Source organism: Sphingomonas sp. PP-F2F-A104-K0414, assembly GCF_004340945.1.
In the GTDB taxonomy this organism is placed as follows: Bacteria; Pseudomonadota; Alphaproteobacteria; order Sphingomonadales; family Sphingomonadaceae; genus Sphingomonas.
In genome coordinates, this window is the sequence record NZ_SLYD01000002.1 from 27,539 (window position 1) to 49,577 (window position 22,039).

The 22,039-nt window shown below is 66.7% G+C and carries 19 protein-coding genes; 9 read left to right on the forward strand and 10 right to left on the reverse strand.

From position 1 onward, the window contains the following. Positions 1-200 precede the first annotated feature (200 nt). Positions 201-1,406 carry an acetyl-CoA C-acyltransferase gene (locus C8J46_RS04310; RefSeq protein WP_132735463.1) on the reverse strand — a complete coding sequence of 402 codons (1,206 nt, stop codon included), beginning with the start codon at positions 1,404-1,406 and terminating at the stop codon, positions 201-203. A 76-nt stretch (positions 1,407-1,482) separates the two neighbouring features. Between C8J46_RS04310 and C8J46_RS04315 the strand changes: the two genes are divergently transcribed. The 6 genes from C8J46_RS04315 to C8J46_RS04340 all read left to right on the forward strand — a co-directional run bounded on the left by C8J46_RS04315 (position 1,483) and on the right by C8J46_RS04340 (position 10,989). After that, positions 1,483-1,734, forward strand: coding sequence for a hypothetical protein (locus tag C8J46_RS04315; protein ID WP_165886453.1), 252 nt, complete (start codon positions 1,483-1,485; stop codon positions 1,732-1,734). Beyond that, positions 1,727-2,482, forward strand: a complete 756-nt coding sequence (locus C8J46_RS04320; RefSeq protein WP_132735466.1) for an A24 family peptidase — start codon at positions 1,727-1,729, stop codon at positions 2,480-2,482. The genes C8J46_RS04315 and C8J46_RS04320 overlap by 8 nt, the downstream gene beginning before the upstream one ends. After that, positions 2,479-2,913 carry a hypothetical protein gene (locus tag C8J46_RS04325; RefSeq protein WP_132735468.1) on the forward strand — a complete coding sequence of 145 codons (435 nt, stop codon included), beginning with the start codon at positions 2,479-2,481 and terminating at the stop codon, positions 2,911-2,913. Before C8J46_RS04320 ends, C8J46_RS04325 begins: the two co-directional genes overlap by 4 nt. 94 nt (positions 2,914-3,007) lie before the next feature. Next, entirely contained in the window at positions 3,008-5,206 is a 2,199-nt protein-coding gene (locus C8J46_RS04330; protein ID WP_243643217.1) for a BamA/TamA family outer membrane protein, read from the forward strand. Beyond that, a complete protein-coding gene (locus C8J46_RS04335) occupies positions 5,206-9,447 on the forward strand; it encodes a translocation/assembly module TamB domain-containing protein (protein ID WP_132735471.1) in 4,242 nt (1,413 codons plus the stop codon). Before C8J46_RS04330 ends, C8J46_RS04335 begins: the two co-directional genes overlap by 1 nt. A gap of 69 nt (positions 9,448-9,516) precedes the next feature. Continuing rightward, positions 9,517-10,989, forward strand: coding sequence for an NAD(P)/FAD-dependent oxidoreductase (locus C8J46_RS04340; RefSeq protein WP_132735474.1), 1,473 nt, complete (start codon positions 9,517-9,519; stop codon positions 10,987-10,989). A 15-nt stretch (positions 10,990-11,004) separates the two neighbouring features. On the opposite strand, the gene C8J46_RS04345 is transcribed toward C8J46_RS04340, so the two are convergent. Beyond that, the gene (locus C8J46_RS04345) at positions 11,005-11,496 is read right to left on the reverse strand and encodes an SH3 domain-containing protein (RefSeq protein WP_132735477.1); all 492 of its coding nucleotides are present in this window, start codon (positions 11,494-11,496) and stop codon (positions 11,005-11,007) included. Positions 11,497-11,627: 131 nt separating this feature from the next. Between C8J46_RS04345 and C8J46_RS04350 the strand changes: the two genes are divergently transcribed. Continuing rightward, positions 11,628-12,626 (forward strand): D-glycerate dehydrogenase, encoded by a 999-nt coding sequence (locus C8J46_RS04350; RefSeq protein WP_132735480.1) that lies wholly within the window; start codon positions 11,628-11,630, stop codon positions 12,624-12,626. Between the two features lie 86 nt (positions 12,627-12,712). Continuing rightward, positions 12,713-12,904, forward strand: coding sequence for a hypothetical protein (locus C8J46_RS04355; RefSeq protein WP_207894108.1), 192 nt, complete (start codon positions 12,713-12,715; stop codon positions 12,902-12,904). Positions 12,905-13,063: 159 nt separating this feature from the next. Here C8J46_RS04355 and C8J46_RS04360 read toward each other — a convergent pair whose 3' ends face one another. The 8 genes from C8J46_RS04360 to C8J46_RS04395 form a co-directional block, all read right to left on the reverse strand. Further along, entirely contained in the window at positions 13,064-13,357 is a 294-nt protein-coding gene (locus tag C8J46_RS04360; RefSeq protein ID WP_165886448.1) for a hypothetical protein, read from the reverse strand. A 129-nt stretch (positions 13,358-13,486) separates the two neighbouring features. Beyond that, on the reverse strand, positions 13,487-14,113 hold the full coding sequence (locus C8J46_RS04365; protein WP_132735488.1) for a LysE family translocator: 627 nt from the start codon (positions 14,111-14,113) through the stop codon (positions 13,487-13,489). 283 nt (positions 14,114-14,396) lie between these two features. After that, on the reverse strand, positions 14,397-15,800 hold the full coding sequence (locus tag C8J46_RS04370) for a nitronate monooxygenase (RefSeq protein ID WP_132735491.1): 1,404 nt from the start codon (positions 15,798-15,800) through the stop codon (positions 14,397-14,399). A gap of 69 nt (positions 15,801-15,869) precedes the next feature. Then, positions 15,870-17,018 carry a glycosyltransferase gene (locus C8J46_RS04375; protein WP_132735494.1) on the reverse strand — a complete coding sequence of 383 codons (1,149 nt, stop codon included), beginning with the start codon at positions 17,016-17,018 and terminating at the stop codon, positions 15,870-15,872. A gap of 166 nt (positions 17,019-17,184) precedes the next feature. Then, positions 17,185-17,541, reverse strand: a complete 357-nt coding sequence (locus tag C8J46_RS04380) for a DUF559 domain-containing protein (protein ID WP_165886454.1) — start codon at positions 17,539-17,541, stop codon at positions 17,185-17,187. A 116-nt stretch (positions 17,542-17,657) separates the two neighbouring features. Continuing rightward, on the reverse strand, positions 17,658-18,767 hold the full coding sequence (locus tag C8J46_RS04385) for a glycosidase (RefSeq protein WP_132735497.1): 1,110 nt from the start codon (positions 18,765-18,767) through the stop codon (positions 17,658-17,660). 175 nt (positions 18,768-18,942) lie between these two features. Then, complete coding sequence (locus C8J46_RS04390; RefSeq protein ID WP_132735500.1) at positions 18,943-19,701, reverse strand: SDR family oxidoreductase; 759 nt, start codon at positions 19,699-19,701, stop codon at positions 18,943-18,945. Positions 19,702-19,756: 55 nt separating this feature from the next. Next, positions 19,757-20,638 carry an alpha/beta hydrolase gene (locus C8J46_RS04395; protein WP_132735503.1) on the reverse strand — a complete coding sequence of 294 codons (882 nt, stop codon included), beginning with the start codon at positions 20,636-20,638 and terminating at the stop codon, positions 19,757-19,759. A gap of 37 nt (positions 20,639-20,675) precedes the next feature. On the opposite strand from C8J46_RS04395, the gene C8J46_RS04400 reads away from it, so the two are divergent. Next, positions 20,676-22,037 carry a protein adenylyltransferase SelO gene (locus tag C8J46_RS04400; RefSeq protein WP_132735505.1) on the forward strand — a complete coding sequence of 454 codons (1,362 nt, stop codon included), beginning with the start codon at positions 20,676-20,678 and terminating at the stop codon, positions 22,035-22,037. Positions 22,038-22,039 lie beyond the last annotated feature (2 nt).

The following is a 22,039-nucleotide window of genomic DNA, read 5'->3' on the forward strand; positions in this document are numbered from 1 at the left end:
TCTAGCGCTCGACCAAGATCGACGGAGTCAATCCAGCCTGCATAAGACGGACGGAGTGTCTGCTAGAGGCAAAGCGCCGTCGCTAATCGGTCATAGAAAAATGAAACGCGGGCATGATCCGCGCAAATGCGGCGGGAATTACGCCAGCTCCTCGCGACGGCGGGGAAGAGCACCCGGACGGACGCCCTCCCCTTCGCGACTTAGCGCATCAACTCCACCGCCATCGCAGTCGCTTCTCCGCCGCCGATGCAGAGCGACGCCAGCCCACGCTTCTGACCCGTGGTCTCAAGCGCCGACAGCAACGTCGCAAGGATCCGCGCTCCGCTCGCGCCGATCGGATGACCGAGCGCACAGGCGCCGCCGTGGATGTTCACCTTGTCATGCGGCAGGCCGAGGTCGCGCATCGCGATCATCGCGACGACGGCAAACGCCTCGTTGACCTCGAACAGATCGATGTCCGACGCGGACCAGCCAGCCTTCTCCATCGCTTTCCGCATCGCGAACACCGGCGCGGTCGTGAACAACGCCGGTGCGTGGGCATGCGCGGCATGCGCCACGACGCGCGCGATCGGCGTGATGCCGAGCCGTTCCGCGACGCTCGCGCGCGTCATCACTAAAGCGGCGGCACCGTCGGAGATCGACGAGGCATTGGCGGCGGTGATCGTGCCGTCCTTCGAGAAGGCGGGCTTCAACGTCGGGATCTTGGCGACGTCGCCCTTTGTCGGCTGCTCGTCGAGCGAGACCGTTGTCGTGCCCTTGCGACCGGCAATATCGACGGAGACGATCTCGCGGTCGAACGCACCGGACTTCTGCGCGCGCTGCGCCCGGTGCAGCGACTCGATTGCGTAATCGTCCATCTGCTGACGCGTGAACTGGTATTCGTGCGCAGTGTCCTCGGCGAAGTTGCCCATCAGCTTGCCGGGTTCGTACGCATCCTCGAGCCCGTCAAGATACATGTGGTCGTACATCCGGTCATGCCCGATCCGCGCGCCGCCGCGATGGCTCTTCGATAGGTACGGCGCGTTGGTCATGCTCTCCATGCCACCCGCGACGAGCAGGTCGACCGACCCGGCCGCCAGCGCATCCGCCGCCAGGATCGCCGCCTGCATCCCCGACCCGCACATCTTGTTGACCGTCGTCGCCTCGACATGGTCGCCGAGCCCGGCGTTGATCGCAGCCTGTCGCGCCGGCGCCTGGCCGAGCCCTGCGGGGAGCACGCAACCCATGTAGATCCGCTCGATCTCGGCCGCCGACACACCCGACCGCGCGACCGCACCGCGCACGGCGTCTGCGCCAAGCTGCGTCGCGGTCGCGCCGGCGAGCGCGCCCTGAAACGAGCCCATCGGCGTACGTGCGTAGGACAGGATGACGATGGGATCTCGATCGGCGGCCACTTCACTCTCCATGTATTCTTCTGCCCCCGTATCTGGGGTTGATGTGCGGCAATACAAAGCACCGCGGGATGCGCCTAGACCTGACATCATGGAAACACTCATCGCGACGCTCAAATGGTGTGCAGCAGGGTCGGGGGTGATCGCCGCCTTCATGGTGTCGCTGGATTTCGGGCGGCGCGTGACGGGATGGGGGTTCGTGCTGTTCGTCGGCTCGTCGATCGCCTGGCTGAGCGGTGCGGCCTTGACCGGGGACTGGGCGCTGGGCACGCAGAACATCGTGTTGTTCGGGATCAATCTCCTCGGCGTGTATCGCTATCTGGTGCGGAAAACGGGTGTCTGAGGCGGCGTTCTGGGCGGTGTCGCTAGGCGTACTCGGCGCGATCATCGGCAGCTTCGTCGCGGCGCTGGTGACGCGCTGGCCCGACGGGCGATCGGTGATGCAGGGGCGCTCGGCGTGCGATGGCTGTGGGCGAACGTTACGCGCGATCGACCTCGTGCCGCTGCTCAGCGCGCTCGTCCTGCGAGGACGCTGTCGTTCGTGCCGCACACCGATCAGCCCCGTCCACTGGCGGATCGAACTGGCTGGCCTCGCGATCGGTGTCGCGGCGGGGCTCGTCGTACCGGGACCAGTCGGGCTTGCGGGCGCGACCTTCGGATGGCTGCTGCTCGCGCTCGCCAGCCTCGACTTCGTCGCCTTTTGGCTACCCGATCGTCTGACTCTGCTGCTTGCAGCTACCGGACTGGCGAGCGCGGCGCTCGGCAACGATCCGCCAATTTCGGAGCGCCTGATCGGCGGACTAGCCGGGTTCGCCACGCTGTGGCTGGTCGCGTTCGGCTATCGACGCATCCGCGGCCGCGACGGAATGGGCGGCGGCGATCCCAAGCTCTTCGGCGCGATCGGACTGTGGTTGGGGTGGCAGATGTTGCCCGCCGTCCTGCTGATCGCCAGCATGATCGGCCTCGGCGTCGTCCTCGCCGCGCATCTCAAGGGACGCACCATGGCGGCGGACACCGCGCTTCCATTCGGCGCGTTGCTGGCGATCGCGGGTTATCCCGCCTGGCTGTTCATGATAGGCCTGACGCCATGATATCGCTCGCTCTTATGCTCGCGCTGCAAGCCGCGGCCCCGTCAGTAGCGGCAAATCCGGGTCCGGGACCGCTCGGCGCGATCGGCAAGCAGAAGCTCCCCGCCAAAGGATGCGGCGCGTATCTGTGGAGCATGGACGCCGCCCGGCAGCTCGTCGCGATGGCGACCGCCGACCCCGCGCAGATCCGGCTGACGATCGACGGCAAGACGACAGATTACGCGATGGCGACCCAGTCGCCCGCGATCGGCTTCGGCTTCAGCGGCGTCACCCAGTATCGCGGTGGCGACGTCACCGCGACGCTCGACATGGCGGTCGCCGTCCGCGCCGACATCTCGGCTGGCGCGACCGTGACGTCCGCGACGCTACGGATCGACCGCCCCGGCCGCGATACCGTCGTCATGCCGGTCGGTGGCCTTATCGGCTGTGTCTGATCTGAATTCTGGTGAAACCAAGCCGTCCTCCGTGCGTTACGTGGACGAAGATGGGGGTGAATCGTACACGATTGCCGTCCGTAAAGGGAATCGTGTGACAGCTTCGAACAGCCGGCATCATTGGCTCGCTCTCGCGTTGGTAGCGTCGACAACGGGGTTTGCGGGCATCGGTTCCGCCCAATTGGTGAAGCCGGGCACCGCCCCGGCCAAGAGCCCCGATGCGCCCAAACCCAGCGACCAGCCGCGGTCAAACGACCCGCGCTCCGACGCGCCGATCGTCCCCGATGCCGAGTTCGACAGCGCCCTCCCACCGCTAAGTGGCGACCTTAACGCGCCGCTGGAAGCGATGGTGCCGCTGGCCGCTCCGTCGACCCAGACACCCGCGACGCCCGCAACCGCGACGTCTCCAGCAACCACAGTCGCAGGCGACGTGCTGCCGCCGACTGGGCCGAGCGATCCGCAACTCGCGCAACCGCTGACGCCGCTGTCGAGCTTCGACACGACCCCGCTTCAGACCGCGGCGGACATCAAGGACAAGGACGCGCCCGAGATCCGCTACGAGACCGCCACCAAGGGGCTGGACAAGGCGGGCGACGGGCTCGAAGGCGAATACAAGGCGCTGTCCGCGCTCGCCGAGGGCAAGGGCAAGGCGGCGAACGCCACGCAGGTCGCGGCGCGCGCGCGTGAGGACGAGGCGTTGGCGGTCCGGCTGCTGAAGTCGCTCGGCTATTACGATGCGACCGCGATCTCGACGATCGAGACGATCCCCGATGCCGACACGACCAAGCCCGCGCGCCTTAAGGCGACGGTCAGCGCGCAACCCGGCCGGCTGTATTCGCTGTCGTCGATCACCGTGAAGGCGGACGCGACGACCCCGCCCGATCTTGTCCGCAAACAGTTGCCGTTGAAGGTCGGCGACCCGATCGAGGCCGCGCGCATCCAGGGCGCGGAAGCGAACGTCAGCCTGACGCTGCCGCAGCAGGGCTATCCGTTCGTCAAGGTCGGCGAGCGCGACATCCTGCTCGACGATCAGACCCCGACCGGCGCGTACACGCTGCCCGTCGATACCGGCCCGCGCTCGTCGTTCGGCCAGCTTCGCACCGAGGGCGATCCGGTGTTCAATCTCGAGCATCTGAGCCTCTTCCCGCGGTTCAAGGCGGGCGAACTCTACGACAACCGGATGACCGACGATCTGCGCGATGCGCTGGTCGCGACGTCGCTATTCTCGACGGTGTCGGTCGAGCCGGTCCGCACCGGGACGATCAACCCCGACGGCACCGAGCAGGTCGACCTGCTGGTCCGCCAGAGCGAGGGCAAGCCGCGCTCGCTCGGCGGCAATGTCGGGTTCTCGACCGGGCAGGGCTTCCGCGCGGAGGGTACGTGGCAGCACCGCAACCTGTTCCCGTACGAGGGCGCGCTGATCGCTTCGGTGATCGCCGGTACGCAGGAGCAGGGTCTGGCGGGCACGTTCCGCCGCGCCAACGCGGGCAAGCGCGACAAGACGTTTAGCCTGACCGCCGGCGCCAACCATTCGAACTACGACGCCTATGACGCGTTCACGACTAGCGTCGGCGTCCGCTGGAGCTATGACTCCACACCGATCTGGCAGAAGCCGCTGACCTATTATTACGGTGGCGAACTCGTCGGCACGAACGAAAGCGTCTACGACTTCGCACAAGGCAAGGACGTCCGCCGCACCTACGGCATCGTCGCGCTGCCGGGCCAGGTGAAGTTCGATCGCTCGGACAGCCTGCTCAACCCGACCAAGGGCTATCGCCTCACGCTCAACCTCAGCCCCGAGACCTCGGTGCAGGGGTCGGTCAAGCCGTACGTCCGCACGATGATCGAGGGGACGTTCTACTATCCCGTCTCCAGCAGCATCGTCATCGCGGGCCGTGCCAAGGCGGGCTCGATCCAGGGCGTCGACCGCGACGATCTCGCCCCGTCACGACGCTATTACGGCGGCGGCGGCGGCTCGGTGCGCGGCTATGGCTATCAGCGGCTCGGGCCGTTCGATCCCAACGGCAACCCGGTCGGCGGGCGCTCGCTCAACGAATTCGCACTCGAGGCGCGCTACCGGTTCGGCGATTTCGGCATCGTGCCGTTCATCGACGCCGGCAACAGCTATGAGAGCAGCACGCCGAACCTGTCGTCCCTGCGCTACGGCGCGGGTATCGGCGGGCGCTTCTATACCAGCTTCGGCCCGATGCGGTTCGACGTCGCGACTCCGCTGAACCCCCGCAAGGGCGACGGCAAGATCGCCCTCTATATCTCGATCGGGCAGGCATTCTGATGGCCGAAAACGGCATTCCGCACGTCGAGACGACGCCTGAAACGATCGTGGTCGAGCGGCGTCCGCTGTGGCAGCGCATCCTGAAATGGCTCGCGATCCTGGTCGTGAGCCTGATCGCACTCGTGCTGGTCGTGCTGTTCGGGATCAACACCGATCCGGGCCGCCGCCTCGTCGCGGACCAGATCGGCGGCTACACGACCGCATCCGGGCTCAACATTAAGGTCGGCCGGATCGACGGCTCGATCTACGGCGCGATGACGCTCAGCGACGTGCGGGTGTCCGACCCCAAGGGCGTCTTCCTGACCAGCCCGAAGCTCGCCGTCGACTGGCGCCCGTTCGCGTTCGCCAAGAACCATGTCGATGTGCGTTCGCTGACCACGCCGCTGGTCACGCTGCAGCGCCGCCCGGTGCTCAACGCGACGCCGACCGATCCCAACGCGCCGCTGCTCCCCGATCTCGATATCGACGTGAACCGCCTGGTGATCGATCGCTTCCTGATCGCCAAGCCGGTCACCGGCCAGACGCACATCGTCAAGATCGACGGCGCGGTCCACATCGCCGACAAGCGCGCGCAGCTGACCACCAACGCAACCGCGCTGACCGGCCCTGGCATCGCTGGCGGCGACCGCCTCGTGCTCAAGCTCGACGCGGTGCCCGAACAGAACAAGCTCGACGTCAATTTGAAGCTGACCGCACCGGTCGGCGGCGTCGTCTCGACGATGGGCGCGTTCAAGGCGCCGCTGACCGCAAGCGTCGATGGTCGCGGCAGTTGGGCCTCGTGGCAGGGGCGCGCGGTCGCGACGCTCGGCGGCGGACAGCTCGCCAATCTCGGCCTGACCGCGAAGAACGGTCATATCGAAGTGCGCGGTTCGACGCGGCCCGGCCTGTATCTCGAAGGGCCGGTCGAGCGCCTGACGTCGCCACAGCTCGACGTCGCAATCGATACCACGCTCAACGACCGCAAGGCCGACACGCGGATGACGCTGAAGTCGGACGCGCTCGCGGTCGATGCCGGTGGTCTGATCGATCTCGCCAACAGCCGGTTCGGCAATTTCGCGGTCAACGCGAAGCTGCTGACCCCCGGAGCGATTCTGCCGAACCTGCGTGGTCGCGACGTTACCGCGCGCGTCGTGCTCGATGGTGCGTTCGCGACGCCGACGGTCGACTACAAGGTCCGCGCCGCGACGATCGCGTTCGGCGACATGGGCGTCGAGAACCTCTACGCCGAGGGGCTCGCACGCGTGAACTCCGACCGCATCCTGGTGCCGGTCAAGGCGCGCGCACGTCGCGTGACGGGGCTCAATGCCGCGGTCGGCGGGCTCGCCACCAACGTCGCGATCGACGGCGACTTCGCGATCTCGGGCGTCAACGTCCTCTCCGACAACCTCAAGATCCGTTCGGACAAGATCGATGCGACAGCGGTGGTCGTCGCGAACATGGCGACCGGCCGCTACACCGGCGCGCTCAAGGGGCGGGTCAACAATTACCGCGTTGACGGCATCGGCATCGTCAACCTGACGACCGACGCCAAGCTGGTGCCGGGACCCAAGGGCGGATTCGGGATCACCGGCCGCGTTGTCGCGCAGACCTCGCAGATCTTTAACGAAGGCGCGCGCAGCTTCCTCGGCGGCAACGCGATCGTCCGCTCGGACATCGGCTACAGCCCCGAAGGCATCGTCACCTTCCGCAATCTCCGCATGAACGCGCCACAGTTCCGCGTCACGCGCGGCGAAGGCCGGTTCGATCCGGCCACCGGCGCGGTGCTGGTGAATGCCGACGCCTATTCGACCGCCTACGGCCCCTTGTCTGCTCGCGTCACGGGCAGCGCGACCGCACCGGTCGTCGTCCTGCGCGCACCGCGTCCGGGCGTCGGCGTCGGCCTCGTGAACCTCAATGCGCGGATCGTCGGCCGCGGCGGCGCGTATGCCGTCACCGCGAGCGGCGGTACCAACTACGGCCCATTCACCGCCGACGTGCTGGTGAAGCCGGGCGCACAACTCGCAGTCGACGTGCGCCGCGTGGTGTTCGCCGGGATCGTCGGCAGCGGCCGGATCGTCCAGACCGCCGCAGGTCCGTTCGCGGGCGCGCTCCAGTTCGCCGGGCAAGGCCTGTCGGGCAACGTCCGCCTCGCCAACCAGGGCGGCTATCAGCGCGCCGATGTCGCAGCGCGTGCCAACGGCGCGAAGATCCCCGGCATGGTCGACTTCACCATCGGCCGCGCGATCGTCAGCGCGACCGCAGTCCTGACGCCGACACCGCAGATCGTCGCCGACGCGCAGATCGCGGACATGCGCTACGGCGCGATCGTCCTCTCGGCGGCGCGCGCGAAGGTCAATTACGTCGGCGGCAACGGCACTGCGCAGGCGCTGCTGACGGGCTCGAACGGTGTGCCCTTCCGCCTCGCCGTCAACGCCAAGCTCAGCCCGAACAACTACCTCGTCGCAGCACAGGGTCAGGCGAACGGCATCGACTTCCGCACCGTCAACCCGGCACGTATCCAGGCGGTGAAGGGCGAATATCGTCTGTCGCCGACCCGGATCGACTTCGGTGGCGCAGGCGGCGGCTCGGCGCGCCTGGCCGGCAACTATGGCCGCGGCACGAACGCACAAGTCCGGCTCGATCGTCTCGACCTGTCGACGCTCTCCGCTCTGGTCCCGAACCTGGGTATTGGCGGCAAGGCGACCGGCAGCCTCGACTTCTCGCAGGCGAACTCGGCGGCCCTGCCGACCGCGGACGCCCGCGTGACCGTCGCCAACTTCACGCGCTCGGGCCTCGCTGCCGTCTCCGATCCCGTCGACATCGTGTTCGCCGGGACGCTCGGCGGCGACGGTGCGACCGGTCGTGCGCTGGTCCGTCGGGGTACGTCAGTCATCGGCCGCATGGTTGCGAACCTGCGGCCACTCCCGGCCGGTAACGGTTCGTGGAGCACGCGCCTGATGGCCGCGCCGCTGTCGGGCGGGATCCGCTACAACGGTCCGTCCGCGGTGCTCTTCAGCTTTGCCGCGATCCCCAACCAGCAGCTGTCGGGGCCGATTGCGGTCGCCGCCGACTTCTCGGGACGCCTGTCTGCGCCGCAGCTGAACGGCGTCGTCCGCGCCGACAACCTGACCTACGACAACGAGACCTATGGCACGCGTCTGTCGCAGATGCGGATCGCCGGGCGGTTCTCGAACACCGACCTGCAACTGACGCAGCTGACCGCGAAGGCCGGCGACGGCACCGTGCAGGCGCAGGGCACGATCGGGTTCGCTGCGGATAGCGGTTTCCCGATCGACATCCGCGCGACGCTGAACAATGCGCAGCTGGCCAAGAGCGATGCGATCAGCGCTACGACTACGGGTACGGTTCACCTCACCAACGGACGCGATGGCGGCCTGATCCAGGGCGATCTCCAGATCCCCGAGGCGCGCTACCAGATCATCCGCCAGGGTCAGGCCGAGGTGCCCGAACTGACCGGTGTGCGTCGCAAGAGCGACATCCGTACGGCGGTCTCGACCGATCGCTCGGACGTGCCCGCGATCGGCAAGTTCAAGCTCGACCTCCGCGTTCGTGCGCCGAACCAGCTGTTCGTCTCGGGCATGGGCCTCGAATCCGAGTGGGAGATGGACATGCACATCGGCGGCACGTCCGCCGCGCCGATCGTGACGGGCGGGCTGGACATCGTTCGCGGCACCTATTCGTTCTCGGGCAAGCGGTTCGAAGTGAACAAGGGGCAGATCCGCTTCCGTGGCGGCGCGCTGACCGATCCCGACATCAACATTCAGGCGACCACCACCACCAGCGACATCACCGTCGTCATCAACGTGACGGGTACCGGCCAGCGTCCGCAGATCGCGTTCACCTCGACGCCGGCGCTGCCGCAGGACGAGGTGCTCAGCCGCCTGCTGTTCGGGTCGAGCCCAGCCAATCTGTCGGCGACCGAGGCGATCCAGCTAGCCTCCGCGCTGAACTCGTTGCGTGGGTCGGGCGGCGGTGGTCTGAACCCGCTCGGCAAGCTGCGCTCGGCGACCGGGTTCGACCGGTTGCGCGTCCTCGGCGCCGATCAGGCGACCGGGCGTGGCACCAGCCTCGCGGCCGGCAAGTACATTACAAAGAACATTTATGTGGAGATCGTGACCGACGCGAAGGGCTTCACCTCGACGCAGCTCGAGATCGCGCTGACCAAGGCGCTCAGCCTGTTGTCGGCCGCGGGATCGAGCGGCGGGCAGAGCGCGAGCGTCAAATATACGAAGGACTATTGAGTAAAGATCACAACAGGATAGGTTCGGTTATGAAACCTACGGCGTAACGCCGGGGCGCGAGGATGCAGCATGACCGAACATGTCGACGTGATCGTGGTGGGTGCCGGCATTTCCGGGATCGGCACCGGCTACCACCTGCAGACGCGCTGCCCCGACCGGACCTACATGATCCTCGAGGGGCGGCAGTCGATGGGCGGGACGTGGGACCTGTTCCGCTATCCCGGCATCCGCTCCGATTCGGACATGCACACGCTAGGATTCGTCTTCCACCCCTGGACGGCGGCCAAGTCGATCGCCGACGGCCCCTCGATCCGCGCCTATGTCGAGGAAACGGCGCAAGCGTACGGAATCGACCGGAAAATCCGCTACGGCCATCACGTGAAGTCCGCCGCGTGGTCGACCGAGGACGCGCGCTGGACGGTCGAGGCGACCGGACCCGACGGCCCGGTGAAGCTGACCTGCAACTTCCTCTCGATGTGCGCGGGCTATTATAATTACGCCAAGGCCTATTCGCCCGAGTTCGAGGGCGCGGACAGCTTTGCCGGGCAGATCGTCCACCCGCAATTCTGGCCCGAGGACCTCGACTATAGCGGCAAGCGAGTCGTCGTGATCGGCAGCGGCGCGACTGCCGTGACGCTGGTGCCGACGATGGCGAAGACCGCCGAGCATGTGACGATGCTCCAGCGCTCGCCGACGTACATCGTCGCACGCCCCGGCGAGGACGGCGTTGCCAACTGGCTGCGCGGCAAGCTGCCAGCCAAGGCCGCGTACGGCATCACGCGGTGGAAGAACGTGCTGATGGGAATGTTCTTCTACCGGATGGCGCGGAAGAAGCCCGCGGTCGTGAAGGAGCGGATGATCGGCATGGTCCGCGATCAACTCGGCCCCGATTATGACGTCGCCACCCACTTCACGCCGCGCTACAACCCGTGGGACCAACGTGTCTGCCTGGTGCCCGACGGCGACCTGTTCACCGCGATCAATGCCGGCACCGCCTCGATCGTCACCGACACGATCGCGCAGATCACGCCCGACGGCATCCACCTCGATTCGGGAAAGGACCTGCCCGCCGACGTGATCGTCACCGCCACCGGCCTCGAGCTGCAATTGATGAGCGGAGTCGCGTTCAGCCTCGACGGCAAGCCGATCGAGCTCGCCGGGCGGCTCCAGTACAAGGGCATGATGTTCGACGGCGTGCCGAACCTGTCCTCGACCTTCGGCTATACCAACGCGTCGTGGACGCTGAAGGCCGACCTGACCGCGGTGTATGTCTGCCGCCTGCTCAACACGATGACCAAGCGCGGCCTGCGCCAGGCGACCCCGCACAACGACGACCCGACGATGAAGAACGAAGCGTTTCTCGACTTCACCTCAGGCTATGTCCAGCGCGCCGCCGCGGCACTGCCGACGCAGGGCGAACGCAAACCGTGGAAGCTCAACCAGAATTACGCGCTGGATCTGATGGCGTTGAAGTTCGGCTCGGTCGACGACGCGATGGTCTTCTCGAACCCGGCGACGGCAAGAACCAGAGTGCCCGCGTAGCCGGCCGAAGCGGCGTCAGGGCAGCGTTTCGCCCGCCTCGACGCCCCACAGCCCGCCGATCGCGACGAACCCCGCCTGCCCCTTCACGTCGAACCGGCACCAGCCATTGCCGCACTGGCTCAACCGCCCGACCACGCCGGGTGCGGCGCGCCACAGCAATTTGCCGGACGCGGCGGGCTTCTCGCGCAGCTCCACCGGCCCCGCGCCGTGGACGATCGCGGTGCGCGTGCCGCTGAGCAGATTGGCCTGCATCCAGCCTTCGGTACCGTCGGGATCGGCGACCTTGCGCCATTCCTTGAAGATCGCGACCACCTTGATCGGCAGATCCTGGCGCTGATACAGCCAGCTCGCCGGATACGTTCGCGCCGGCCCGGTCCGCATCCGCGCGCGCGACGCCGAGATCGACGCGTAATACGGCACGCTCTTCTTCGCATCGGCGGCGACCGCGGGGTCCGGGATCAGCGCGACGGCAGCGAGAACGGAAAGCGCGGCGGCGAGAATGCGCATGATCGAGTCCTAAATGGCGAGCCCCGTCCTATCCCGACGCCGCCCGTTCCTCAACCGCATTGACGTGCCCAGCGACGGCGGCATGAACGGCGCAAGTTGACGCGCGCGCGCGCCTTCGCCAAGCCGTCGCGATGACCGACACACGCCGCTGTCCAAACCCCAAGGTCGTCGTCACGCGCGAGCTGGCCGATACGCTGATGGACCGGATGGAGGCGCTGTTCGACACGCGCAACAACCGCGCCGACGCCAAGCTCGACCGCGAGCAGCTCGCGGCGGCGATGGCCGACTGCGACGTGCTCGTCCCGACCGTGACCGACGACATCGACGCCGACCTGATCGCGGGCGCAGGCGACCGCCTAAAGCTGATCGCGAACTACGGCGCGGGCGTGAACCATATCGACCTGAAGGCGGCGCGCGCGCGCGGAATCATCGTCACCAACACGCCGGGGGTGCTCACCGAAGACACCGCGGACATGACGATGGCGCTGATCCTGTCGGTACCGCGCCGCTTGGCCGAGGGCGAGAAGCTGGTGCGCTCGGGCCAGTGGAACGGCTGGAGCCCGGGCGGGATGCTCGGCCACCGGATCGGCGGCAAGGCGCTCGGCATCGTCGGGATGGGGCGGATCGGCCAGGCGGTCGCGCTCCGGGCGCGCGCGTTCGGGCTGACGATCCATTATCACAATCGCACCCGCCTGCCCGCGGTCCGCGAGGCGCAACTCGCGGCGACCTTCCACGCCTCGCTCGACGATATGCTCAGCAGCGTCGACATCGTGACGATCCACACCCCGCTCAACCCCGACAGCCGCGACCTGATCGATGCGCGCCGGATCGCGCTGATGCGGCCACACGTGTATCTGATCAACGCGGCACGCGGCGGGATCGTCGACGAGGGCGCGCTGGTCGATGCGCTCGAAGCGGGGCGACTGGCGGGCGCGGGGCTCGACGTCTGGGCGCATGAGCCGGCGATCGATCCGCGGCTGCTCGCGCTGCCCAACGTCGTGATGCTGCCGCATATGGGCTCGGCGACGCTCGAAGGCCGGATGGCATCGGGCGAGCGCGTCATCCAGAATATCCGGATGTGGGCCGACGGCCACCGCCCGCCCGATCAGGTGCTCGACGGCTGGCTGTAACGCCCCAATACAATCTGGATCAGTTTCGGAACTGATCCCGCGGTGCAGCATTTGTTGGATACCCCCGGAGAGACAGGAGTATCCCCATGAAGAAGTTCGCCATTTCCGCCCTGCTGATCGCATCCGCCGTGTCGGTGAGCGCGTGCTCGACGCTCAAGGGCGCGGGCATCGGTGCAGCCGGTGGCGCAGGCGTTGCCGCAGCGACCGGTGGTAGCGTCGAGAAGGGTGCCGCCGTTGGTGGTGCCGGTGGCGCAGTGGTCGGCACCGTCGCCGACTAATCTATCGCCGCCTAAACGCTCGATCCTCCCCCGCCGGGGGGAGGTGTCGCCGAAGGTGACGAAGGGGGAGGACACGGAACAGAGGTTTCGCTTGCCTCCCCCTCCGACTGGCAAATGCCAGCCACCTCCCCCTGGCGGGGGAGGATTGCAATCTTGATCTCAGACTGCACGCATCCAATGCGTTCGCGCGACCGTCCCAGTCAGCACCTTCGACCCGAACGCCTTGATGATCTTGGCGGCGTCGACACTGTTCATCAGCACTACGCGTGTGCCGCCCGACGGCAGCGTCTCGATCGCGCTGATGATCGCGTCGTGCTTCTTGCACATCGCCACGACCTGCGGCTGCTCGACGCTGACATTCACCGCGCGCGAGATCGGCACGACGGTATCCGCACCGGTCGTCATGACCGGATCGCCCGTGGTGCGCTGGTAGAAAAGATCGTCATGCGGCATTCCCGGCTCGGAGCGGGAGCGCAAAGCATCTCTCAGTCGCAGCCTGCCCGTACGAAGCGCCGCGATGCGTGCAGTATGCGCGCAATGACGCCAAACGGCAATGGCATCGCCGTCAATGTTACCCCGTTGCTACGTTCGCACCCGCAGCAACGCGAGCCCGAAGCCGATGAAGATCGCGCCCGTCACGCGGTCGAACGCGCGCCGCAACGCCGGCTGCGTCAGCGACCTCGCAAGCGTCCGTCCGCCCGCTGCATACACGCCGTACCAGAAGCTCTCGACCACCGCGAAGGTCACCACCAGGATCGCGAACTGCGGCGCTTGCGGCGACGCGCGATCGACGAACTGCGGCAGGAACGCCGCCGCGAACAGCAGCAGCTTCGGGTTGCTGATGCCGATCGCGAACCCGCCGCGGAACAGCCGCCGGGCCGACCAGCTTTGGGGCAGCGCATCGCCACCGAGATCGATCGGCGACCCCGCCCCGCGCCATGCCTTGATCCCGAGACATATGAGATACGCGACACCCGCATAGCGCAACGCATCGAACACCCGCGGCCACGCCGCCAGCAACGCCGACACGCCCGCCGCCGACGCCGCCAACACGATCACCAGCGCAGTCAGGCACCCCGCCATCGCCGCGACGCTGCGCCGCGCGCCAAAGGCGATGCTGCGCGTCATGACGTGCAGCATGTTCGGCCCCGGCGTCCCGCACAGGAGGAACACCGCGACCACGAACAGCCACCAAGCGTATAGCGTCATATCTGCCCCCTGCCCTTTCGATAGAGCGTCATGGAACGACTAGCGTCACGCGATACGACACCGTGCGATACACGGCACCTGGCATGTTCCGCCACCCTGAGCCAAACCCGTCACCCCAGCGAAAGCTGGGGTCTCGTCATGACTCCGTTCGCTGTCACGAGGGATACCCCAGCTTTCGCTGGGGTGACGGAGTTTTGAACGGATTGGCGACGCATCCCTGGCACGACGCAGCCCGACACCTCAAGCAAGTGCACGGGAGATGGCCCCGCGAAGCCCGCGCACCTCAATCCCCCGTCAAAATCCGATCGACCAGCTGCCCGACACTCGGCACGAAGCCGTTCGAATAGAACGGATCCTTCTTGAAATTATACGCCGCGTGCCCCGCGAACATCAGATTCTGGTCGATGTCGCCGCCATGCGCGATGTCCTGCAGCGTCTTCTGGATACAGAAGCTACGCGGATCGGCCAGCCGTCCGGTCGAGTTCGTCTCGGTATCCGCCCAGCTCGAGAACGAGCATTGCGACAGGCACCCCATGCAGTCCGCCTGGTCCTTGCGGATCATGCCCTTCTCGGTCGGGCTGACGAACACCAGCGTGTTGTCCGGCGTCTTGAGCGCATCGGTATAGCCCTCGCCGAACCACTGCCGTGCGCGGAGCAAGTCGTTGCGCGTCACCCAGAAGTTCTTGCCCTTCACGCCGACGTCGAGCTGGAACACGTGGTCGCCCGCCTCCTGCGTCGAGAAGGCGATCTGGCGCTCGGACCGTGCCTCGAGCGAGCGCAGGAACGGATTGCGCACCGCCGACGAATAGAACCCTGTCGGCGAGAATTTGTGCAGCAGCACGTCGCCGGGCTCGATCTGAGTCAGCGCGTTCTTCCAGCCCTCGGGGATCGGGCTCTCGCGCGTGAGAAGCGGCCGCGTGCCGAACTGGAACGCGATCGTGCCGAGTTCCGGATTGTCGATCCAGTCGTTCCAGTCGCGCAGATACCAGACGCCGCCCGCCATCACGATCGGCACGTCGTCGCTGATGCCGCCCTCGCGCATCACGTCGCGCAGTTCCTTGACGCGCGGATACGGGTCCTGCGGCTTCAACGGGTCCTCGGCGTTCGACAGGCCGTTGTGGCCGCCGGCAAGCCAGGGATCCTCGTACACCACCGCGGCCAGCCACTCGGCCGCCTTCGAATAGGCCCGCTTCCACAGCGCGCGGAACGCACGCCCGGAGCTGACGATCGGCAGATAGCTGACGCCGTAGGACGCGGTGATCTCGGACAGCTTGTACGGCATGCCCGCACCACAGGTGACGCCGGCGACCTTGCCACGCGTGCGCTCCAGGACGCCGTGAAGGATCCGCTGCGCGCCGCCCATTTCCCACAACACGTTGATATTGATCGCGCCCTTGCCGTCGGCGATCTCGTACGCGCGCTCGACCTGCTGGACGGCGCCTTCGATCGCGTATTCGACGAGTTCTTCGTGGCGCGCACGTCGCGTCAAGGCTTCGTAGACCTGCGGGATGATTTTGCCGTCGGGATCGTAGCTGTCGGCATTCACGGCAGAGACCGTGCCGATGCCCCCGGCCGCAGCCCAGGCGCCGGCCGACGCGTGGTTGGTCGCGGCGACGCCCTTGCCGCCCTCAACCAGAGGCCAGACTTCCCGACCGTTATAGACGATAGGCTTCAGGCCCTTGAACACGACGTCACCTCTCCCGGAAAATACGGCCCCCTATATCGCAAGGACGCAGCGCGCGAGCAATATTAAGACCTAGGTTAGCATATCGCCCAGCGCACCCGGCCGCCCGAGCGCGTCCTCGTACAGCGCGCGATAGCGAGCGATCATAACCGCTTCGTCGAATTCCGCCCGCGCCTTGGCCTGGTTCGCAGCACCCACCGAGGCCCGCAGCGCAGGATCGGCCACCAGCGCCTGCAACGCGTCGCGCAACCGAACCTCGTTGGCGATGTCGGTCACAAACGGCAGGTTCTCAGGCGCGACCATCCGCTTCAGGTCGCCGACCGGATAGCTCGCGATCGGCAGGCCCGCGGCCATCGCCTCGACCACCGAGATCGGAAACTGCTCACTCCGCGACGACACCGCGAGCATGTCGAAATGGCCGATATACCGATACGGCCGATCAAGAAATCCGGGCAGCACCAGCTTGTCCGCCATCCCCATCGCCGCCGCGGCCTGCAGGATGTTCGCGCGCTCCGGCCCCTCGCCGACGATCACCAGCCGCACCCGCCCCGACACGCCGCCGACCGCCCGCACCAGCGCGGTCAGGTCCTTCACCTCGCGCAGGCCCGCGAGCGCACCGATCACGATCTCCTTGGCGTTGGGCACGAACCCCGGGATCGCCTTCGGCTCGGGCTTCTGCGCGTAATAGGCGGTGCCGATCCCGTTGACGATCCGGTGCACGCGCGCGCGCGGCTGCTTCCAGGTATTCAGCGCGATGCCTTCGAGCACCTCGGAGGGCACCGCCAACGCATGCGCCGCGCTCAGCGCCAGCCGCCGGTAGATGTTGCGCTCGATCTTGAGCCCGGACGCCTCGTCGGCGTTGAACCCATCCTCGTGATGGACGAGCGGCGGCGCCCCCTTGCTGAATGCGCGCCGCGCCATCGCCCCGTCGATCGCGCCCCAATTATACGTCAGCACGAGGTCGAACCGCCGCATATACTGCGCGATCGCCTCGTACCGCTTGACCGAAGGCTTGCCGGTCAGCGGCGGCGGATTCTGCGCGATCTCGTAGCGAATGCCCTTCGCTATCGAGTCCCGCGCGCTAAGGGCATCGGGCACCCCCGACACGATGGTATGCCTGGCACGATCCCCAAACGCATTCATCAACCGAACCGCCCGCGCCTCCTTGCCGCCAAGGTCGAACGAGGAGTGAAGGTGGAGGATGTTCACGGAAGCGGCCATGCCCGAGCGATGCCGATTTCTGGACGGGGTTTCAAGGTAGGCAGCAACCATGGAGCCTTAGGAAAGTAGCAGATGAACCCGCGCTATCGCGACCGATGCGCCCTATGGCGGACACTTTCTAGCCCTCTCCCGCCTTCGCGGGAGAGGGTTGGGTGAGGGTCTTCTTCTACTTCGCGGCTCGCGCCAGGAGAGCAACGAGGATCGTTTCCAGAACGCCTTCGCGATTTTCAATGATGTCGCTGTTCCAGAAGCGGAGCACCTGATACCCCTTCGCCTCCAGAAAGGCGGTGCGGGGTGCGTCGATCTTCGGGTCATGCTGACTGCCGTCGAGTTCGACGATCAGCATGGCTTCGAGACAGGTGAAATCGGCCACATAATGGTCACCAATCGTATGCTGCTCGCGGAACTTGAAGCCGCCCAGCCGACGATTGCGCACGGCGAGCCAGATGATCTGCTCAACATCGGTACGTTCGCGCCGCAGGCGGGCGGCATGGCGACTGATCTGGCGGCGTACCGGATACATCCGACGAGCCTAGAAGAAGAAAGACCCTCACCCAACCCTCTCCCGCGAAGGCGGGAGAGGGCTAGAAATTGAATGTCCGCTTTCCTCCCATCTCCGCCATTCACGCCAAGAGCGTTTTACGTCGCAAATACCCCCTTGCGAATATGCGTGATCCGGCAAGCCAGGTCCGCCTCCCCACTCGCCACCACGTAGAAGTCGCCTGCGTCCGCGATCCCCGTCGTGAAGACGACGTTGTCGAGGTACATGCTGTCCTTCAGCGGCTCGGTCAGCACGGGGTTGGGTTCCAGCAACGGCGTGTGCTGCGTCGCGATGGTGATCGACGGGTCGTCCTTGTCGAGGATCGACCAGTACGTCCGATAGATCCCGACCACGCCAGACGGTTCCACCCCGTGCCACAGCGTCAGCCACCCGCGGTCGGTCAGGATCGGCGGGGCACCGCCGCCCATCCGCGCGGTCGCGACGGTGGCGGCATGCGGGCGGATACCGGGCTTGTCGTGCGGCTTCCAATGCAGCGCATCGGGCGAGCGCGACAGGTTGATCGAGGGGCCGCTGCGCCATTCGCTGCCCGGCGGGTAGGCGAAATACAGGTCGCCGAGCGGGCGGGTCTGCGCCCAATACTGCCCGGCGATCAGGCCCTCGAAGATCAGCATGTCCTTGTTCTGGTGATCGAGCACGATCCCCTCGAGCTGCCAGTCGAGCGCATCGGCGGACGAATACAACGTCGTCGAATGCCGCTCCGGGCTGACCGAGCAGGTGGTCATCAGATAGCGGTCGCCGACCTTCGAGATCCGCGCATCCTCGACGCCGTAGCATTGGTACGAGGTGCGCGGCGCGATCGCCTTATCGTAATGCACCGCGACCACCGAGCGGCCCTCGGCATCGAGTTCGACCGGCAGCAGCCACGACAACGACGTCAACGCCATCACCTTCCACCCGCCACCGGGGATCAGGAATTTCCGCGGATCCTTCGTATCGACCATCTGCAACGGCCACGCATCGAGCAGGTATGCGCCGTCCTGCCAGCGGATCGCATGCACGTTGCCGTTCTTGATTGGCTGGCGCAGTGCTTCGGCGACGCGCACCATCAGCAACAGATTGCCGTTCGCCAGCCGCGTCATCCCCGGATTGAACGCGCCGAGCACATAGGTCTCGGCGCCGACCTTGCCCGCCAGTGGCGAGCGCGACAGGTCGATGTCGGCGGGGGTGAAGACGAGCTGGTCGAACATGCTGTACTCCTTTAATTTACGTCCGGCGACGTCGCCCCACCTACTCCGTCATTCTGACGAAAGTCAGGACCCAGGGTCATCAAGGGTAGTTCGCCGTTACTTTGGGTCCTGACTTTCGTCAGGATGACGGAAAGGGCGCCGCGCTTGCTCCCTCAATGCCCTTCAGTCGGCGCGCCTATTCCCCCTCCAGCGCCCGCGGGACTATCACGATCTGCTGGATCACCGTCCGCGTCGGCTGCGTCAGCACGAACTCCACCCCGACCGCGATGTCCTCTGCGCGCAGCATCTGCTCCGCCTCGATCATCTGGCGCTGCTTGTCGTCGGGGACGTCCGGATACTGCATGTTGGACCCGACCTTGCCCGGCTCGACCAGCGAGACCTTGATCCCCTTCGGGCCGACCTCGCGCCGCAGCGCCTCGGCGAACCCGGCGATGCCCGATTTGATGCCGGCATACACGGTCGAGCTGGGCCCGAGGATATGCGCGCTCAGCGAGCCGATGATGACGATGTCGCTGATCGGCGTCATCCGGTGCGCGGCATGATGCGCGCTGAGCAAATACGCGGTGAAGTCGACCGCGATCGCATAGCGGAGCTCGTCCTCGCTCATCTGCATCAGACCGCCCGCCGCAACCGCCGCGTTGACGACAGTGATGTCGAAGCCGCCGAGATACGCCTCGCCCGCATCGAAGAACGCACGAACCTTGTCGGGATCGGCGAGTTCGGTGATCATCCCGTCGCCCTCGCCGACTTCGCGAATGCGCGCGAGCGCGTCCTGCAGATAGCGCTCGTCGCGGCCGCAGATGAACACCTTGGCCCCTTCCGCCGCGAGCAGCACCGCGATCGCCCGGCCGATCCCGGTGGTCCCCCCGGTAATGATCGCACGGCGGCCCTTCAGCGGGCGGACGGTCGTGTGGGCGTCGGAGAGTTCGGTCATCAAGTATCCCGGCTTGTCAGCAGATTGCGGGCAGAACACGCCGCGCCGCCCTCCCCTAAGCGCGGATCGCCGCCCCCTCAAGCGCACGCGCCAGCAACCGGTCGATCGGCTCCTGCAGCATCGTCTCGCTCAATGTCGGCGCATGCCCCACGCCCGGCACCGTCACCAGCTCCGCCCGGTCGAGCGATGCCGCCATCCGCTCCGCCGTCGCCGCCGACAACAGGTCCGATCGCCCGCCGCGGACGATCAGCGTCGGCACGTCGCGGAGCGAGGCGAGCGCCTGCCACATGTCCGGCCCCGCCTCGTTCCCCGGCACGCGAAACGGCTCGGCGATCTTGAGGTCGTAATCGAGCACGATCCGCCCCGAACTGTTGAGCCGGTACAGCCGCTTCGCCATCGCCAGCCAATCCTCGATCTGCCAATCGGGATAGACGTCGGCGTTGTTCTCGGAGACGCAGCGCGCGGCGTGCATCCAGGTCGGGAAGACGCTCGCCTTGCCGACATAGCCACGGATCCGCGACAGCCCCTGCGCATCGATCTCCGGCCCTACATCGTTGAGCAGCGCCGCCATCATCCGCCCTCTGGAAGGTCCAGCCATGAGCATCGTGACGATCCCACCGAGCGACGTGCCGAACGCTATGTACCGATCGATGCCGAGTTCGGTCAGCAACGCCTCGACGTCCTGCACGTAGGTCAGCGGCACGTACGACATCGGATCCTTCGCGTACGCACTTTCGCCGCGTCCGCGGAAATCGATCGCAATCAGGCGCCAGCGCCCCGCCAGCCTGGCCGCCAGCGCGTCGAAATCGCGCGCATTTCGCGTGAGGCCCGGCATGCAGAGGATCGGCGGCTGACCTTCCTTGCCCCCTGGATAGTCTCTCGCGTGCAGTCTCAGCCCGTCGTTGGACCACCAATAGAGGTTTTCGTGAGCGGCCATGGTTGCGTCCTTCGGGTAGCGGCCACCATATCGCCGCATGCCTACCCGCCCGCAAGTGTATCGCCCCGAAGCAAAGCTCCTCGACCTTGGTGACGGCTTCTTCGATCCCGTCGCACCCGCCGACTTCCCCGAGACCCGGCTGCGCTTCCGCAACGACCGCGCCGCCGCGCAGATCGGCGTCGACACGCTGACCGATGACGAATGGACCCGCCATTTCGGCCGGTTCGAGCCTTTGCCCGGCACGCTCGCCCAGCCCTTCGCGCTGCGCTATCACGGCCATCAGTTCCGCAACTACAATCCCGATCTCGGCGACGGCCGGGGCTTCACCTTCGCACAGATGCGCGACGATCGCGGTCGCCTGATGGACCTCGGCACCAAGGGCTCGGGCCAGACCCCATGGAGCCGCGCCGGCGACGGCCGCCTCACGCTCAAGGGCGGTGTCCGCGAGATCCTCGCGACCGAAATGCTGGAGGCACTCAACGTCCCCACCTCGCGCACGCTGTCGCTGATCGAGACCGGCGAGCACCTCCACCGCGGCGACGAACCCAGCCCGACACGCTCCGCCGTCCTCGTCCGTCTCAACCACAGCCACGTCCGCATCGGCAGTTTCCAGCGCCTCGCCTACGAACGCGACGAAGCCGGCCTTCGCAAACTCGTCGGCTACACGCTCCGCAACCTGTACGACGAGGACGGCGACGACCCGGTCCGCCTGCTCGACCTCGTCGTCGGCCGCACCGCGCGCCTCGCCGCACGCTACATGGCGGCCGGCTTCGTCCACGGCGTGCTCAATTCGGACAACATCAACGTCACCGGCGAGAGCTTCGACTACGGCCCGTGGCGCTTCGCCCCGACCTGGGATCCCGCCTTCACCGCCGCCTATTTCGACCACCAAGGGCTCTACGCGTTCGGCCGCCAGCCCGAGGCGATCCACTGGGACGTGATGCAACTGGCCGTCGCACTCCGCCAGATCGCGGAGAGCGAGCCGCTTGTCGCTGCGCTCGACCAGTTCGGCCCGCGCTATCAACCCGAAGTCACGCAGGCGATCCTCTGGCGCCTCGGCGTCCGCTCGCGTGATCCCGACACCGACCGCGACCTCGTCCAGGCCACCGAGCGCGCACTCCGCACCTCGGGTGTCGGCATCGACCGGTTCTTCTTCGACGCGTTCGGTAGGGAATTGCCCGACACCTACGCCGAACCCTGGACCGAAGTCCGCGCCGCACTCGCGTCGTACGAACCCCGCAAAGATCGCTCGCACCCCTATTGGTCGGGCGAACCGTGCAGCATGCTCATCGACGAAGTGGAGGCGATCTGGGCGCCGATCGCCGAGAACGACGACTGGACGCTGTTGAACGCAAAGGTCGCCGCGATCCGCAACATGGGAGACGCGCTCGCCGAATAATT